This is a genomic window from Streptomyces sp. NPDC057654, assembly GCF_042800135.1.
In the GTDB taxonomy this organism is placed as follows: Bacteria; Actinomycetota; Actinomycetes; order Streptomycetales; family Streptomycetaceae; genus Streptomyces.
The window spans coordinates 1-15,654 of sequence record NZ_JBHVHQ010000001.1; the positions used below are offsets into that span (position 1 = coordinate 1).

Here is a 15,654-nt window from a genome sequence, read left to right on the forward strand (position 1 = left end):
GTGGCGTTCCTTGGCCGCCAGCGCGGCGATCGCCTCGGCGGTGTTGGACCGGGCGGTGATCCCCTGCGGGGGAATGGCGCCGCCCAGGGCCAGCTGCTCCCGCAGGTCGCGGGCCGCCAGGGTGATGGCCCAGGACCAGGAGCGGGTGCCCATCGAGCCGCCGGCGATCATCGCCGGCCCGAAGTCGCTGTCGCCGATCCTCATATGGATGCGTTCCGGCGCGACTTCCAGCGCGTCCGCGGCGATCAGGGTCAGCGCGGTCCGGGCCCCGGTCCCGATGTCGGCGGCGGTGATCCGTACGGTGAAGGTGCCGTCCGCCTCCGCCGTCACGGCGGCCGTGGACGGGGCGGCCCCGACGAAGAACGAGGCCGCTGCCGTGCCCGTTCCGATCAGCCAGCGTCCGTCGCGGCGCACGCCGGGGCGCGGGTCGCGGTCCGCCCAGCCGAACCTGCGGGCACCCTCGCGGAAGCACTCGGGCAGCCGGCGGGTGGCGAAGGGCAGTCCGGAGACGGGCCCCACGGCAGGCTCGTTGCGCACCCGCAACTCGATCGGGTCGATGCCGCACTTCTCGGCGAGCTCGTCGAAGGCCGACTCCAGCGCGAAGGAGCCCGGCGCCTCGCCCGGCGCGCGCATCCAGCTCGGCGTGGGCACGTCGAGCCGTACGAGGCGGTGTGCGGTGCGGTGCGCCTCGGCGTCGTACATCACACGCGACACGTCGGCGCTGCGCTCGACGAACTCGCGGAACGTCGAGGTGACGGAGAACGACTGGTGGTCGAGGGCGCGCAGCCGGCCGTCCGCGTCGGCGCCGAGCCGGACGCGCTGCTCGGTCGGGGTGCGGTAGCCGACGAGCGAGAACATCTGGCGGCGGGTCAGCACGACGCGGACCGGGCGGTGCAGCACGGTCGCCGCCATCGCGGCGACCACCTGGTGCGGGCGGACCGACTTGGACCCGAAGCCGCCGCCGACGTGCTCGGACCGTACGCGCACCGACTCCGCGTCGAGGGAGAAGAGGCTCGCGAGTTCCTGGGCCACGAACATGCTGCCCTGGTTGGAGTCGACGACTTCGAGCCGTCCGCTGTCCCAGCGCGCCGTCGCCGCGTGCGGCTCCATCGGGTTGTGGTGCTCCTCGGGCGTGGTGTACCGCTCGTCCACCACGGCCGCGGACGCCGCCAGTTGGGCTTCGAAGTCCCCCTTCTCCGTGTCCGACGGCGGGCCCTGGGAGGAGTCCGGCGTGTACAGGCCGGGGTGCTCCGCCGAGAAGACGACGTCGTGCGGCTCCTCCTCGTACCGGACGGTCAGCGTCTCCGCGGCCTCCCGCGCCTGCTCGGAGGTCTCGGCGACGACGAGCGCCACCGGCCAGCCGAGGTGCGGCACCCGGTCGTGCTGGAAGACCTGGAGGATCGGGTCGGCCGGCCCCAGGACCGTCATGTACTCCGATTCGACGCGGGGGGCGTTGCCGTGGTGCAGCACGGCGAGGACGCCGGGCATCGCGAGTACGGGCTCCGCTTCCACGGCGCTGACGCGTCCGCGGGCGACGGTGGACAGCACCAGCCAGCCGTGGGCGAGTTCGGCGAACGGGATCTCCCCGGCGTAACGGGCCGCTCCGGTGACCTTCTCCCGGCCCTCCACCCGGGTGCGCGCGGTGCCGACGGCCCCGGTGACCGCCGCGGTTCCGGTCGTCACCGTCATCGGGCGGCCTCCTGGGTGAGTTCGGTCAGTACGGCGACGACGAGGTTGCGCATCAGCGTCACCTTGTATCCGTTGTGGGGCAGCGGTTCGGCCGCGGCCAGTTCGGCGTCCGCGGCGGCGGCGAACGCGGCGGCCGTCGCCGGTCCCCCGGTCAGCGCCTGTTCGGCCGTACGGGCGCGCCACGGCCGGGAGGCGACCGCCCCGAAGGCGAGGCGGATTTCGCGTACGGTCCCGTCCTCGACGTCGAGGGCGGCGGCGATCGAGCCGATGGCGAAGGCGTACGACGCGCGCTCGCGGACCTTGCGGTAGCGGGAGCGGGCGGCGACGGGGGCCGGCGGCAGGGTGACGCCGGTGATCAGCGCGCCGGGCGGCAGCGCGGTCTCCAGGTGCGGGGTGTCGCCCACGGGCAGGTAGAACTCCGAGAGCGGCAGCTCCCCCGGCCCGTCGGCCGTTTCGTACGAGACGGAGGCGTCGAAGGCGGCGAGCGCCACGCCCATGTCCGAGGGATGGGTGGCCACGCAGTGCGCGGAGGCCCCGAGGATGGCGTGGTTGTGGTGCTCGCCCTCGATGGCGGGGCAGCCGCTGCCGGGCTCACGCTTGTTGCACGGCTGGGCCGTGTCGGCGAAGTAGGCGCAGCGGGTGCGCTGGAGCAGATTCCCGCCGACGGTGGCCATGTTGCGCAGCTGGCCGGAGGCGCCCGCGAGGACGGCCTGCGCCAGCGCGGGGTACCTGCGGCGCACTTCGGGGTCGGCGGCGAGTTCGCTGTTGGTGACGGTCGCGCCGATGCGCAGCCCGCCGTCCGGGGTGGACTCGATGCGGCCGAGGGGGAGTTCGCGTACGTCGATGAGGCGCGCGGGCCGCTCGACGCCGGTCTTCATGAGGTCGACGAGGTTGGTGCCGCCGCCGAGGAAGCGCGCCTCGGGGTCGGCGTCGAGCAGCGCGACCGCGCCGGAGACGTCGAACACCCGCTGATAGCCGAATTCCCTCATGCCGCCGCTCCCGATTCCGCTGTGTCGCCTTGCTGTCGAGGCGCGTCGAGTGCGCCCTCCGCCGCGATTCCGGCCGCTCGTGCGACCGCCTGCACGATCGACACGTAGGCGCCGCAGCGGCACAGGTTGCCGCTCATCCGCTCGCTGATCTCCTCGGCGGTGAGCGGCGGCGTCCCGGCCTCGGGCCGTACGTCGGCGGTGACGGCGCTCGGCCAGCCCGCGGCGTGCTCCTCGATGACGCCGAGGGCCGAGCAGATCTGGCCGGGCGTGCAGTAGCCGCACTGGTAGCCGTCGAGGTCGATGAACGCCTGCTGCACCGGGTGCAGCGTGTCGCCGTCCGCGACGCCCTCGATGGTGGTGATCTCCCGCCCCTCGGCGGCGACCGCGAGCTGGAGGCAGGACACGGCCCGTCGCCCGTCGATCAGCACCGTGCAGGCGCCGCACTGGCCTTGGTCGCAGCCCTTCTTCGTACCGGTCAGATCGAGGCGCTCGCGCAGCGCGTCGAGCAGGGTCGTGCGGTGGTCGACGGGCAGGCTGTGCTTCTCGCCGTTGATGTTCAAAGTGATGGCACTGGACGTCGGTAGGGCCATGATCAGCCTTCTTTCGCGTATGCGGTACGCGGCGGGGTATCGGGGTGCGGCCCCTTGCCCCGGCGTGGTCGAGCGGGCGGCCGAGCGGCGTTCGCCGCCCCGGCCACCTGCGGCGCGACCGGTGACGGTAGGACCGGAGTACGACCGGTCACGATCGCCGTCGATCGCGGATAGCGCTAAGGTGGACCTAAGTGGACACTTGTCCGTTGGGCTCCAAACCTAACGGACAGTTGTCCGCTTAACAAGGCGGTTCCAGCCGCGATTCCGGGAACCCGTAATTCCGGTAAGCGGCGGGGACGACGACGGCGAACAGCCGGGCGAGCGGGCAGCCGTGCGACAGGGAAGCCGTGAGACAGGAAAGCCGTGGCTCCGGGAGGAGGACGAGTGCAGGAGAAGAGAGACATGCCGCTGCGCTCGGACGCGCAACACAATCGCGAGCGCATCCTGACGGTGGCGCTGGCCGAGCTGACGCGGTCGGGCGACGTCCCGCTGAGCGCGATCGCGAAGAAGGCGGGCGTCGGGCAGGGCACGTTCTACCGCAACTTCCCCAACCGCCAGTCACTCGTGCTGGAGGTCTACCAGTACGGGGTCCAGCAGCTCTCCGACTCCGCCGCGCACCTGCTGGCGGCCCACGCCCCGGACCGCGCGCTGCGCGAGTGGATGGACCGGCTCGCCGAGTACGCGATGGTCAAGGCCGGTCTGGCCGACGCACTGCGCAAGGCCACCAGCGGGTCCGGCTCCCTGGCCGGGCTGGGCTACGGCCCGCTGACCTCGGCCGTGACGCTCCTGCTGCGGGCGAACCACGAGGCGGGCACCATCCGCCCGGGAGTCACCCCCGAGGACTTCATGCTCGCCATCGCCGGCCTGTGGCACATCGACCCGCAGGGGGACTGGCAGACGCGCGCGACCCGGCTCCTGGACCTGGTCATGGACGGACTGCGGGCCGGGGCGCCCGGATGACGGTGCGGCGGAGGACGCGACCGTAGCGGCTACGACCGCCGACGGGGCTTGCCGCCCTTGATCCCCTTGTTTCCCTTGCTCCCCTTGCTTCCCTTCGCGGGCCTTCCGCCGCTGCCGCCCTTCGGCTTGCCCGCCCCCGACCTGGCCGAGGCCGCCGGCTTGCCGCCCGCGGGCTTCCGGCGCGCGCCGTCGCCCTCGGGCCGCTTGGCCTTCTTCGCCTGCTGGGCCTCGGCCTGGGCCCGCCCCCGGGTGCTGTTCACCGTCCGGCCGCGGACGATCCCGATGAAGTCCTCCACCAGGTCCGTGGTCTTCTCCTGCGGCCACGACAGCGCGACCCGCGACTCCGGCGCGTCCGTGAGCGGCCGGTAGGTCAGGTCCTTGCGGTGGTGCAGCCGGGCGAGCGACTGCGGCACGACGAGCACCCCCACCCCGGCCGCCACCAGCTCGACGGCGTCCGCCGTCGTGGCGGGGCGGTCCTTGGCGGGCTGCCCCGGCCGCCGCTCCCAGCCGAGGGTCTCGTCGAGCGGGTGCAGCACGATCTCGTCGGCCAGCTCCGCGGCGGACACCTCGTCGACCGTCGCGATCACGTGGTCCTTCGGGACCACGACCACGGTCGTCTCGGTGTAGAGGGGGATGGCGCTGAGGTCCGCGCCGTCGACCGGCAGCCGCAGGAACCCCGCGTCCGCGCCGCCGTCCCGCAGCACCCCGCACGCCTCGGCGGCGGTCACCTGGACCAGGGTCAGCGGAACGTCCGGCAGCCGCTCGCGCCAGATCCGCACCCACTTCGCGGGCGTCACCCCCGGTACGTACGCGAGCTGGAAGGAAGGAGGTGTCTGGGAGCCGGTCACCGGGTCAGGCTACCGGCTCCTGGTCGGCGGTAGCGCACACGATCGATACCCTTGACACCATGACGTCGCACCAGACCACCCAGACCATGAAGCCCGCGACCGCGGCGAAGAAACTGGGTGTGTACCTTGAGGCCACCCCCGCCGAGTTCCAGGAGGGTGTCGTCTCGCGCACCGAGCTGAACGCCCTCCAGGCCGACCCGCCCCAGTGGCTGCTGGACCTGCGGCGCGACGGCCCGCACCCCCGGCCGGTGGTCGCGGCGAAGCTGGGCGTGTCCATCTCGGGTCTCGCCCGCGGCGGGGTCACGGAGGCGCTCACCACGGAGCAGATCGACGCGCTCAAGGCGGAGCTGCCCCTGTGGCTCCAGCACGAGCGCGCCACCCAGGCCGAGGTCCGCAAGGAGAACGTCCGCATCAAGGCCAAGCGGGCGGAGCGCGAGGAGCCCCAGAGCTGACCACCCGCCCGGCCGTACGGTGATGTCGATACGGCCGTCCGCACCACCAGCACCAGCACCACCAGCACGCCCGGCCACCGGCCGGGCGTGTTCGCGTAGGGGCGGCGCGTCCGGGCGGGAGGAAAGATCGATGGGTGGTTAAGTATTGAAGGCTTCTGTTTGGTGTGCCTAAACTCTCGGTACCCGAGGGAAGGGACGGAAACGTGGTCGAAGCCGACGGTCCGGCCCGGCTGGTGGGGGCGGAGATCAAGCGCATCCGCACCGAGCGCGGCCTGACCCTGCGGGACCTGGCGGAACACTGCGGGCTGTCGGCGGGCTTCCTCTCGCTGGCCGAACGCGGCATCAACTCCATCTCCCTGACCTCGCTGTTCGCGCTGGCGAGCGCGCTGGACGTGGACGCGGTCGAACTGCTGGGCACGGCCGGCCGCCGAGGCCGACAGGCGTACGCGATCACCCGGCGCGACGCGCCGGACGCCCTGCGCGTGGTGATGGGCGAGCGCGAGCACCGCGTGCTGACCGCGGACCTGCCGGACCAGCGCCTCGAAGTGCTGGCCACCAAGGTCCACCCGACCGCCGAGCCGTCGCCGGTCACCCAGCACGACGGCGAGGAATTCTGTTACGTGCTCCGCGGCGAGCTGACGTTCTCGCTGGCGGACGAGACCGCGGTGCTGGCCGCCGGCGACTCGATCCACTTCACATCCCGCGTCCCGCACGCCGTCCACAACCGCGGCCCCGGTATCGCCGAGGTCATCTGGGCGGTCGACCGCCCGCTGCTGCGACGCCCCGACGGCACGATCCACTGACCGCGCTTCCCCGACACCCCCTTCACCTCACTGCTGCCGGTACACGCCACTCACCGAGAGGCGGCCATGAGCGAGTCGACGACGGTTCCCCCGAGCCGAGACCGAGACCGGAAACGGAAACGGGACCGAGACCGAGACCGAGACCGAGGTTTCTTCGGCCACCCCCGCGGCCTGGCCACACTGTTCTTCGTCGAGATGTGGGAACGGTTCTCCTACTACGGGATGTCCGCGATCCTGCTCTACTACCTGTACGACCGGACCGCCGACGGCGGCCTCGGGCTGGACGAGCCGACGTCGTCGGCGCTGGTGTCGATCTACGGCGCCCTGGCGTTCATGTCCGGCGTCCTCGGCGGCTGGGTGGCCGACCGGCTGCTGGGCATGCGCCGCGCGGTCCTGCTGGGCGGCCTGCTGATCATGTGCGGGCATCTGGTCCTGGCGCTGCCCGGCGGCGTGTTCGCGCTGCTGGTGTCGATGGTGCTGATCGTCCTCGGCACCGGGCTCCTGAAGCCGAACGTGTCGAGCCTGGTGGGAGAGGTGTACGCACCGGACGACGCCCGCCGCGACGCCGGGTTCTCCCTCTACTACATGGGCATCAACCTGGGCGCCTTCATCGCTCCGTATCTGGTGGGCACCCTCGGCCAGCGGGTGGACTACCACCTCGGCTTCGGGCTCGCGGCCGTCGGCATGGCGGCGGGGCTGCTCGCGTACGTTCGGGGGCGGGCGCGCCTGGGCGATGCCGGTGACGTACCGACGAATCCGCTGCGCGCCGGTGAGCGGCGCCGGGCGGCGGTACGGGCGGCCATGGGCGCGGGAGCGGCGGCGGCAGCGATCGTGGCGCTCGGGTGCACCGGGAACCTGACCGTCCGGGCCCTGATCACCGCCGTGACCGTGCTCACGGTGGCGCTGCCGGTCCCGTACGTGATCATGATGTTGCGCAGCCCGCACACCGACGCCGTGGAGCGGTCCCGGCTGATCGCCTACATCCCGCTGTTCGCCGGCGCGGTGTGCTACTCGGTGGTCAATGAACAGACGGGTTCGGTGCTCGCGCGGTTCGCCGACAAGCGCACGGACTTGGAGATCTTCGGGCACGCGGTGCCGTCCTCGTGGTTCCAGTCTCTGAACCCGGTCGCCACGCTCGTCCTGGCCCCGGCCTTCGCCTGGCTGTGGCTCGCTCTCGGGAACCGCCAGCCCGCCACACCGCGCAAGTTCGCCACCGGACTGCTGCTCGGCGGCGCCTCGTTCGTGCTGATGGCCGGGCCCGGCCTGCTGCACGGCGTGGACGCGCTCGCCAGTCCGTGGTGGCTGGTGGCGAGCTACGCCGTGGTGATCTGCGGGTCGATGTGCTTGTCGCCGGTCGGCCTCTCGGCCACCACCAGACTCGCGCCGCGGGCCTTCCTGGCCCAGATGATGAGCCTGTGGTTCCTGGCCCCCGCCGCGGCGGGCGGCATCAACGCGCAGCTGGTCCAGCTCTACCGCCCGACGACCGAGGTCGCCTACTTCGCCGGGGTGGGGGCGGCGGTGATGGCGACCGGTGTTGTCATGCACCTGATATCTCCGTGGATACGGCGACGCATGGACGGCGTGCGGTGAGAGACACCGCCGCACGGTGAAGAGAACAGTCGAATCAGACCCGGTCAGAACCGAATCAGACCCGGTCAGACCCAGATCAGACCCGGATCAGGAGGAGCGAGACATGCGAGTGGTGATCGTCGGCAGCGGGATCGTCGGTGCGTCGGCCGGCTACGAGCTGGCCCGGACCGGAGCGGACGTGGTGCTGGTGGACTCGCTGGCCCCGGGCCGCGCGACATCGGCCGGGGCGGGCATCGTCTGCCCGTGGTCCTCGCGGGTGGAGGACCCGGACTGGCACCGGATAGCGGTCGCCGGGGCGGAACACTACCAGGAACTGCTGGCGTCGCTGTCCGCCGACGGGGAGACCGAACTCGGCTACCGGCGGGTCGGCTCGCTGCGGCTGGTCTCCGAGGACGAGTCCGAGGAGACGCTGCGGCGCGTGGCCGAGCGCGCCGCCAAGTCCCCGACGGCCGGGGAGCCGGAGCTCATCGACGCCCGCCGGGCCCGCGAGCTCTTCCCGCCCCTCGCGCACGAGGGCCCGGCCGTCCATCTGCCGGGGGCGGCGCGCCTGGACGGCCGCGCGGTCCGTGATGCGCTGCGCCGCGCGGCGGTCCGGCGGGGCGCCCGGATCGTCGACGGCACGGCCGCGATCGTCGCCGACGGCACGGTCCGCGGGGTGCGGGTCGACGGCGAGTTCCTCGGCGCGGACGCCGTGATCGCGGCGGCGGGCGCCTGGTCGCCGCGGCTGCTCGAACCGATCGGCGTCCGGGTGCGCGTCGCGCCGCAGCGCGGCCAGATCATGCACCTGCGGCTGCCCGGCGTGGACACCGCGGACTGGCCGGTCGTGCTGCCGCGTACGCCGCACTACCTCCTGGCCTTCGACGACTCGCGGATCGTGGTCGGCGCGACCCGCGAGGACGACGCCGGTTTCGACCACCGGGTGACCGCGGCGGGCATGGCGGAGGTGCTCAGCGAGGCGCTGGCGGTGGCCCCGGGGCTGGCGGGCGCCACACACGTGGAGACCCGCATCGGGTTCCGCCCGATGGGCCCCGACATCCTGCCGCTGCTCGGCGCCGTGCCGCAGGTCCCCGGGCTGGTCGTGGCCAACGGCCTGGGGGCGTCGGGTCTGACGATCGGGCCCTACGCGGGTTCGGTCGCGGCGCGGCTGGCGCGCCAGGCCGATCCGGGGATCGACTTGGCGGCGTACGACCCGCTGCGCTGAGCATGGCCGTGCGCCGAGCCACAGCGGATGATGGTTGATGGTAGAACCATCATGGGTGGTCATGGATGGTGGCAGCCGCCCCACGGCAGAGAGCGAATGGACAGCAGATGAGCAACGCCGAGACCCACCCCGTCGAGATCCGGTGCGCCCAGGAGACGGCGGCCGGGTCGCGGCCCGCCGGAGTGGAGATCCTCACTCCCCGGGCCGTTCCGCTCGGCGGCCCGCGCGCCATGACCGTACGCCGCACCCTCCCCCAGCGCGCCCGCTCGCTGATCGGCGCCTGGTGCTTCGCGGACCATTACGGCCCCGACGACGTCACCGTCACCGGAGGCATGGACGTCGCACCCCATCCACACACCGGCCTCCAGACCGTGAGCTGGCTGTTCACCGGCGAGATCGAGCACCGGGACAGCCTGGGCACGCACGCGACGGTACGTCCCGGCGAACTGAATCTGATGACGGGCGGCCGGGGCATCTGCCATTCGGAGGTGTCGACTCCGCAGACCACCGTCCTCCACGGGGTACAGCTGTGGCTCGCCCTGCCCGACGCCCACCGCGACGCGCCCCGCGACTTCCAGCACCACGTCCCGGACCCCGTGGAGCACGGGGAGGCGACCGTGCGGGTCTTCCTCGGCGAGCTGTGCGGCCAGTCCTCTCCGGTACGGGTCTTCACGCCCCTGCTGGGAGCCGAGATCACCCTGCCGGCCGGGGCCGCCGTGTCCCTGGACACGTACCGCTCCTTCGAACACGGCGTCCTCGTCGACAGCGGTACGGTCACGGCCGAGGGCACACCCCTGCGCCAGGCCGAACTCGGCTACCTCTCCCCCGGCCGCCCGCACCTCACCCTGACCAACGACGGCGCCTGCCCGGCCCGCCTCATCCTGCTCGGCGGCGAACCGTTCGGCGAGGAGATCGTCATGTGGTGGAACTTCGTCGGCCGCTCTCACCAGGATATTGCACAGGCCCGCGCGGACTGGGTAACTACCTCTCGCTTCGGCAAGGTCGCGGGCTACGGCGGACCTGCACTACGCGCCCCGCAACTTCCCATCACAACCCTCAAATCGCGTGGGCGAACCCGTTGACCTGGCCAGATGTCACCGAGCGACTGCGGCAGGGAAGCCCCGTCCTCATCACCTGAGAGCGTCAGATCGAGACGGGACACCGCGCCGGTTGAACACACTGTCGGAGAGCGATCGGATTCCAGATTCGAGCGCCCGTAGCCGTCTCCAGCGATCTTTAATGGCGGGGGTTACTCGGGGAAAGCTGAAGTCCGGTAGCCGTGCAGGAGGTCGGGGCGGTACTGCATGCGGGTGAGCCGGGTCTTGGCCAGGGCGGTCAGCTGGTCGATGTCGTGCTTGGCGAGGTTGGCCAGGGGGCGTTTCAGGTGTGCCCAGACCGCTTCTACCGGGTTGAACTCCGGTGCGCAGGGCGGCACAGGGCAGACGGTCAGCCACTCCCATGCCGCGATCAGCTGCTGCATTCTGGTGCTGCGGTGGGTGTTGAGATTGTCCCAGACCACCGCGATCGGGCCGCCGAGCTGCTGGTGGGCACCGTCGAGCAGGCCGGCGTAGTCGGTCTCGGCGAAGCCCTTTCGGCGGCCCTTGGGCGGGCCGTGGTCGGTGAGGGTGCGGTAGATCAGCCGGGGCGGGTGCACAGCAGCGCGGCGAGCGAGACACGTTCGGTGCCCGCCGCGGTCACGTGCACCACGGGCGTCCCGCGACGTCCCCAGGTGCGGCCGCGCCCGGTGACAATGCCCGGCGGTGGTCGAAGAACTCTCCCTCGGTCCGAAATTCCCCTGCGATACGTTTCAGATGCGGGCAGCGGGAGAGGCGGTCCTGAGGGTGGGTCAGGTTGACGTAATCGCCGGCTTCCTCGCTCAGCCGCCTAATGCGCGCGCGGGCAGCTCCCATGACGATCTCGACCCGAACATTCGCATGGTCGAGATGCACCCCCGAGACCTCTCTCATGACATGCGCGAGGACGACCAACCGCTGGAAGCCCTTGATGCACTCGACACCGGACATTTCGATGCCACCGTCGGCACGTGACAGCACCGCATCCGCACCGGGAACGAGCGGATCGCCGACCGCTCCGAAGTCCCAAGGACGACGCCGCAGCATGTCGGCCATGCGCTGATTCTCGTCACTGTCCGCGAGATAGCCACGGGTGCTGTTGAGGCGGATCGCGGCGTCCGTCCCGGCAGCCAGGCCCGAGAGCTCTCGCCCGGACACCACGGCTGCCAGGCGGTCCGAGAACCGTGTCCAGGCGCGAGGGTGCACTACCAGGCTGGGCCGTTCTGACGGAGCCGTCGGCACACCGCCTGATCCCGGATACCAGGCATCGCGCGCATGACCGTGTGCGTTTATACCGGGCCAACGCTAGAGAGATCTTGTAGTGATCGGTCAGCGCGTCGTCTCCCTCCTGTGGGGCATCTTCAGGGCGTCAGGTTGCCACGGAACCCTGCGGCGTCTCGCAATGGAATCCGTCGATGTACTCGAAGACCGCGGGACTGGCCTCGGCCCTGGCGGCGAAAGCGCGGCTGCGGGTGTACTCGCTCTTGAAGGCTGCGCGCGGAGGCGACGCCCACGTCGGCTCCTCAGTTTGCGGACGGTACGGGTCAGTCGGCGTCCAGGTCACCGGCCAGCCCGGCCAGCAGAGCCACGCGCATCGCAGCAGTCGCGACGGCGAGGGTCGCCCGGTGGGGGAGGTACGCGTCGGTGTGGCACGCCGGCCTCACCGGGCCGAGCCGGCCACCGGGTTCGCCGGACCCGACGAACCAGTACACGGACGGACTCCCGAAGGCCTGGACGAGAACACTGACGTCGTCCGATGCGAGGGCGGGCGGGACCGTGAGATGACGCACCGGCAGCCGGCTCTCGTGCACCTTGGCGAGGCGGTCACGGACCCGCGGCGTGTTCTCCACCCGAGGAACCCGGCTGTCGTGGGTCAGCCGGACGTCCTCGCCGAAGACGAGTCCGGCTGCGGCGGCCTCTGCACGTACGACCGACTCGATGCGGTCGAGAATCGGCTCCAGCACGCGTTCCGCGAAGGTACGAATGTTCACCCTGGCGGAGACACCGGGGGCGCGCAGGCCCGGTGCGGACGGCGCCTCCAGCGCGGGCACGGACACCACCGCCTGCTCGAACGGTGGCACGTCACGGCCCACCACGGTGTGCAGGCGCTGAGTGAGATTCGCGGCGAACAGCACGAGGTCGGGGCCGGAATCCGGGGAGCTGGTGTGTCCGCCCGGAGCATGTGCCGTGACGGTGAGGGTGTCCGCTGCGGCGAGCGCCGTTCCAGGAGTGGAGGCGAGCACTCCGACCGGTGCCATGGCCGAGACGTGTTGGCTGAGCAGGACGTCAGGACGCGGGATGGCTTCGACCAGGCCGTCCTCGACCATCCTGGCGGCACCGCTTCCCGTTTCCTCCGCGGGTTGCAGGACGAGGGCGATCCGTCCGCCCGGCAGTTCCGGGCAGGCCGCCAGCTGTGCGGCCGCCCCGGCCAGCGCCGCCAGATGCAGGTCGTGCCCGCACGCGTGCATCACCCCCTCCACCTCGCTGGCGAAAGCGGCTTCGGTGTGCTCCTGGACCGGCAGGGCGTCCAGCTCCGCGCGCGCCGCGACGACGGGTCCGGGACCGCGGTCGAGCACCGCCACCAGGCCGGTTCCTCCGATCCCCCGGGTCACCGCGAAGCCCTCCCGGCTGAGCGCATCGGCGAGGATCCCGGCCGTGCGATGCTCCTGGAACCCGAGTTCGGGGGTGCGGTGCAGGGATTCGTAGAGGGCCGGGGCCCAGTGGGGCAGCCGCAGGTCCGTCATCGCTCGCCCGCCATACGCGCCTCGGCAAGCCGCATCTGGGTCCCGGACCGCAACGGGCGGAGCGCCAGCAGTTCCGCGGCCATCCGGTCCTGGTTCTCCGGCGCCGGCGGCTCGACGGGCTCGAACGCCCGGCGCAGCACCGTCGCCAGCAGACGAGAGGTCGCCTTGCACTCCTTCGGATCCTCTGCGGCGCCCGGTCGCGCGACGAAGCCGTTGACGACGGCTTCGATGGACAGCTGGCCTTCCTCGGAGCAGACGGCCTCCCGGATCAGACCGTTCCTGCGCAGCAGCTCCAGGTACTCCTGTCGTACCAGGACGGACGCGAGTGATATCCCGAGGACATCCGGATTCACCAGTGGGGCCACGTGGGCGCCCAGGGCGCGAATGTCGCGGGTGTTGTAGGCCCGCAGCACCGGATTGGCCATGACACGCTGGTAGAGCACGCAGCCGGCCGCGTGCAGGCTGGCGAGCCTGCGGTCATGTGACAGGTGGGCGATGAACTGGTCGTGGACCTGGTCGAATTCCCGGACCAGCACGTCGTCGATGATGTCTTCCTTGCTGTTCCAGTGCGTGTACACCGTCCCTTTGCCGATCCCCGCATTCGCGGCGACGTCCTGGACGCTGACCTTCGGGTACCCGATCTTCAGTACGAGATCGACCATGGCGTCGAGAACCCGGGCTGAGCGACGTTGAGGGGCGCCGCCCCCCTGCCCGGGACATAACGGACCAGGCATCGTGTTGCCGAGCGGCCGGACCGGGCTCTGGCGGATGGTCATCGACATCGTCTGTTCCCCCAACATCGTGTACTCCCCGTGAATGTGGTGCGTGTGGTGTCGGCGAATGCGCCCTGTCCCCGTCTATCCGAGATCGACGCTGATCGTGCCGTCGGGACCCGGACACCCGACGATCAGTTGGAACAGCGGGGCGAGCTGCGCGTCCTCGGTCACTGCCGCGACCACATCGCCGCGCAGACCGTTGTGGATGCGCCCTGCGGCCCCCGCCGCCGCGGCTCTGAGCAGCACCCGGTGCGCGACCCGCGCGGCGGCGGCGGTGGCCGTGTGCAGCCGCTGCAGGTCGGCGGTGACCTCGCCGACCGGAGCCGCGATGATCGCGGTCGCCGAGGCGGCGGCGTAGTCCGGCGCGAGCCAGCCCATCGCGTCCTGGCCACGCTGGAGCTGCCTGGTGGGCGCCGAGCCCGCGCGGACCGTCGCAAGCCCCTGCCCGGTGACCCGATAGCACCCCGGTTCCCACCGGTCGCCCGTGTCGTCGAGGCATGGCCGGTGGACGACCAGGTATGACCTGAGAGTGTCGTCCGCGGCCGCTGCCAGCTCGGCCGGCACCGAGCCGAGGCGGCCGACCCGGTCCGCGCCCAGGGCGTTGAACACCCGGTGTCCGGAGTGTCGGCGCCGAACCAACTCCAGGTGCCGGTCGAGCGCTGACAGATCGTCGGCATGCTGCGGTGGATCGAGCATGACCCGGCCGACCGGCCGCTCGTCCGCTCCCAGGTCGAGCAGTTCTCCCCACGGCCCGCCGCGGCCCCGTGCGCCCATCTCGACCACTTCGCCGACGCCGATGCCCCCTGCCCGGGCCGCGTCACCGATCGCCGCCAGGGCCAGCCCCGCCTCCTGGAGGCACAGCCGGGTCGCGTACCGGTGATAGCGATAGGAGACCTTGGTCTCACGTGCCGTCAGTACCAGGGTGGCCCCCGAGCCCGGCCCCGCCGGGCCTGCCCCTTCGGATCCGGTACGGGACACCGGGAGCAACCGCAGCTCCCCCGGCTCGACGTACCAGGCTCCGATATCCGTCACGAGGTAGAGCTCGATCGGGTAGAACCCCCGCGCAGAGGCGATCCCCCGGTGCGCCCAGCCACCGGAGTGCGCAAGAGACCCCGACTCCCAGCGCAGCGGGACGTGCACGCACCGCAGCACGGCGCGCAACCATCCGGGCAAGCGCGGCCCCGTACCGGCTTCGAGCGGACGAATCGCCGCAGGCCGTTCACAGACAAGTTCGCCGGTCGGCAGCAGCGCGGACGGGTCGAGCAGAAGTGCCCGCAGGTCTTGCGACGTCGGCCATTGATCCAGCAGCGGTGCGTCGGGGCTCGTCCGGGGGCCGCTGCGGGCAAGGCCGGGCAGATTCCGAACGCCCGGTAGCGGCTGGGCGGGGCGGCCGAGAAAACGGCCCACGGCCTCCGCGGCGGCCGCCGCGGCGACGACGGCCCGCTCGACCGTACCCACCGGCTCCGTCAACCATCCGTCGTCGGGTGGTATAGCCACCGCGGTCTCACCGATCCGGACCAAAATGCCCGGGGCTGTGGACAGCTCGGCCTGCACCGACAGCCGACGAAGGAGCGTATCCAGCACCGGCAGCCAGTCCGCCGGTGCGCGGACCGAGGCCTCGGCGACGAGCAGTGCCGAGCAACGTGCATAGGGCGCGTCGTCGGCGAGGTCGGCGACGGCGAGCAACTGGTCGGGAAGACCCTCCGGCCGAGGCTGGTCCTCACGTCGCAGCGCACCACGGTGTGCCAGGTAGTCCAGACATCGGCCGACTGCGCGGCGTCGAGGCTCCGGCACCCTGGCCAACAGGGTGGACTCCGCGGTCCTGCCGTCCAGCAGTGGAGCGAGGCGGTGTATCAGCGGATACAGTTCGGCCGGGCTCCGGTAGTAGCCCGTACGGGTGGTCAGCAGCGTGCTTTCCCGGGCCGCGATCGCGTGCACG

The 15,654-nt window shown here is 71.7% G+C and carries 15 protein-coding genes; 6 read left to right on the forward strand and 9 right to left on the reverse strand.

The genetic code is table 11. The annotated features are described in order from the left end of the window. From ACFU99_RS00005 to ACFU99_RS00015, 3 genes are all read right to left on the reverse strand, one after another. Window positions 1–1,689 (reverse strand): xanthine dehydrogenase family protein molybdopterin-binding subunit (locus tag ACFU99_RS00005; protein WP_384383366.1); only part of this gene is annotated, 1,689 nt, incomplete at its 3' end. Next, on the reverse strand, window positions 1,686–2,678 hold the full coding sequence (locus ACFU99_RS00010) for an FAD binding domain-containing protein (RefSeq protein WP_384383369.1): 993 nt from the start codon (window positions 2,676–2,678) through the stop codon (window positions 1,686–1,688). The genes ACFU99_RS00010 and ACFU99_RS00005, both read right to left, overlap by 4 nt. Continuing rightward, window positions 2,675–3,268, reverse strand: coding sequence for a (2Fe-2S)-binding protein (locus tag ACFU99_RS00015; RefSeq protein ID WP_384383372.1), 594 nt, complete (start codon window positions 3,266–3,268; stop codon window positions 2,675–2,677). Before ACFU99_RS00015 ends, ACFU99_RS00010 begins: the two co-directional genes overlap by 4 nt. A gap of 402 nt (window positions 3,269–3,670) precedes the next feature. On the opposite strand from ACFU99_RS00015, the gene ACFU99_RS00020 reads away from it, so the two are divergent. Beyond that, a complete protein-coding gene (locus tag ACFU99_RS00020; RefSeq protein WP_384383539.1) occupies window positions 3,671–4,228 on the forward strand; it encodes a TetR/AcrR family transcriptional regulator in 558 nt (185 codons plus the stop codon). Between the two features lie 29 nt (window positions 4,229–4,257). Here the strand turns inward: ACFU99_RS00020 and ACFU99_RS00025 are convergent, their stop codons facing one another. Next, complete coding sequence (locus tag ACFU99_RS00025) at window positions 4,258–5,076, reverse strand: LysR substrate-binding domain-containing protein (protein ID WP_384383375.1); 819 nt, start codon at window positions 5,074–5,076, stop codon at window positions 4,258–4,260. A gap of 59 nt (window positions 5,077–5,135) precedes the next feature. On the opposite strand from ACFU99_RS00025, the gene ACFU99_RS00030 reads away from it, so the two are divergent. The 5 genes from ACFU99_RS00030 (at window position 5,136) to ACFU99_RS00050 (ending at window position 10,204) form a co-directional block, all read left to right on the forward strand. Then, a complete protein-coding gene (locus tag ACFU99_RS00030; RefSeq protein WP_384383378.1) occupies window positions 5,136–5,528 on the forward strand; it encodes a DUF5997 family protein in 393 nt (130 codons plus the stop codon). A gap of 203 nt (window positions 5,529–5,731) precedes the next feature. After that, window positions 5,732–6,331 (forward strand): helix-turn-helix domain-containing protein, encoded by a 600-nt coding sequence (locus tag ACFU99_RS00035; protein WP_384383380.1) that lies wholly within the window; start codon window positions 5,732–5,734, stop codon window positions 6,329–6,331. 66 nt (window positions 6,332–6,397) lie between these two features. Then, the gene (locus ACFU99_RS00040) at window positions 6,398–7,921 is read left to right on the forward strand and encodes a peptide MFS transporter (RefSeq protein ID WP_384383383.1); all 1,524 of its coding nucleotides are present in this window, start codon (window positions 6,398–6,400) and stop codon (window positions 7,919–7,921) included. Between the two features lie 103 nt (window positions 7,922–8,024). Continuing rightward, window positions 8,025–9,122, forward strand: a complete 1,098-nt coding sequence (locus tag ACFU99_RS00045; RefSeq protein ID WP_384383385.1) for an NAD(P)/FAD-dependent oxidoreductase — start codon at window positions 8,025–8,027, stop codon at window positions 9,120–9,122. Window positions 9,123–9,229: 107 nt separating this feature from the next. Then, window positions 9,230–10,204, forward strand: a complete 975-nt coding sequence (locus ACFU99_RS00050) for a pirin family protein (protein ID WP_384383388.1) — start codon at window positions 9,230–9,232, stop codon at window positions 10,202–10,204. Window positions 10,205–10,371: 167 nt separating this feature from the next. Here the strand turns inward: ACFU99_RS00050 and ACFU99_RS00055 are convergent, their stop codons facing one another. The 5 genes from ACFU99_RS00055 to ACFU99_RS00075 form a co-directional block, all read right to left on the reverse strand. Next, window positions 10,372–10,776: a transposase gene (locus ACFU99_RS00055; RefSeq protein ID WP_384383391.1), complete on the reverse strand. Its 405-nt coding sequence runs from the start codon at window positions 10,774–10,776 to the stop codon at window positions 10,372–10,374. A gap of 40 nt (window positions 10,777–10,816) precedes the next feature. Then, a complete protein-coding gene (locus tag ACFU99_RS00060) occupies window positions 10,817–11,251 on the reverse strand; it encodes a hypothetical protein (RefSeq protein WP_384383394.1) in 435 nt (144 codons plus the stop codon). Between the two features lie 488 nt (window positions 11,252–11,739). Continuing rightward, window positions 11,740–12,939 carry an amidohydrolase gene (locus ACFU99_RS00065; protein WP_384383396.1) on the reverse strand — a complete coding sequence of 400 codons (1,200 nt, stop codon included), beginning with the start codon at window positions 12,937–12,939 and terminating at the stop codon, window positions 11,740–11,742. Then, a complete protein-coding gene (locus ACFU99_RS00070) occupies window positions 12,936–13,721 on the reverse strand; it encodes a TetR/AcrR family transcriptional regulator (RefSeq protein WP_384383399.1) in 786 nt (261 codons plus the stop codon). The genes ACFU99_RS00065 and ACFU99_RS00070 overlap by 4 nt, the downstream gene beginning before the upstream one ends. A 75-nt stretch (window positions 13,722–13,796) precedes the next feature. Further along, window positions 13,797–15,653 (reverse strand): hypothetical protein, encoded by a 1,857-nt coding sequence (locus ACFU99_RS00075; protein ID WP_384383402.1) that lies wholly within the window; start codon window positions 15,651–15,653, stop codon window positions 13,797–13,799. Window position 15,654 lies beyond the last annotated feature (1 nt).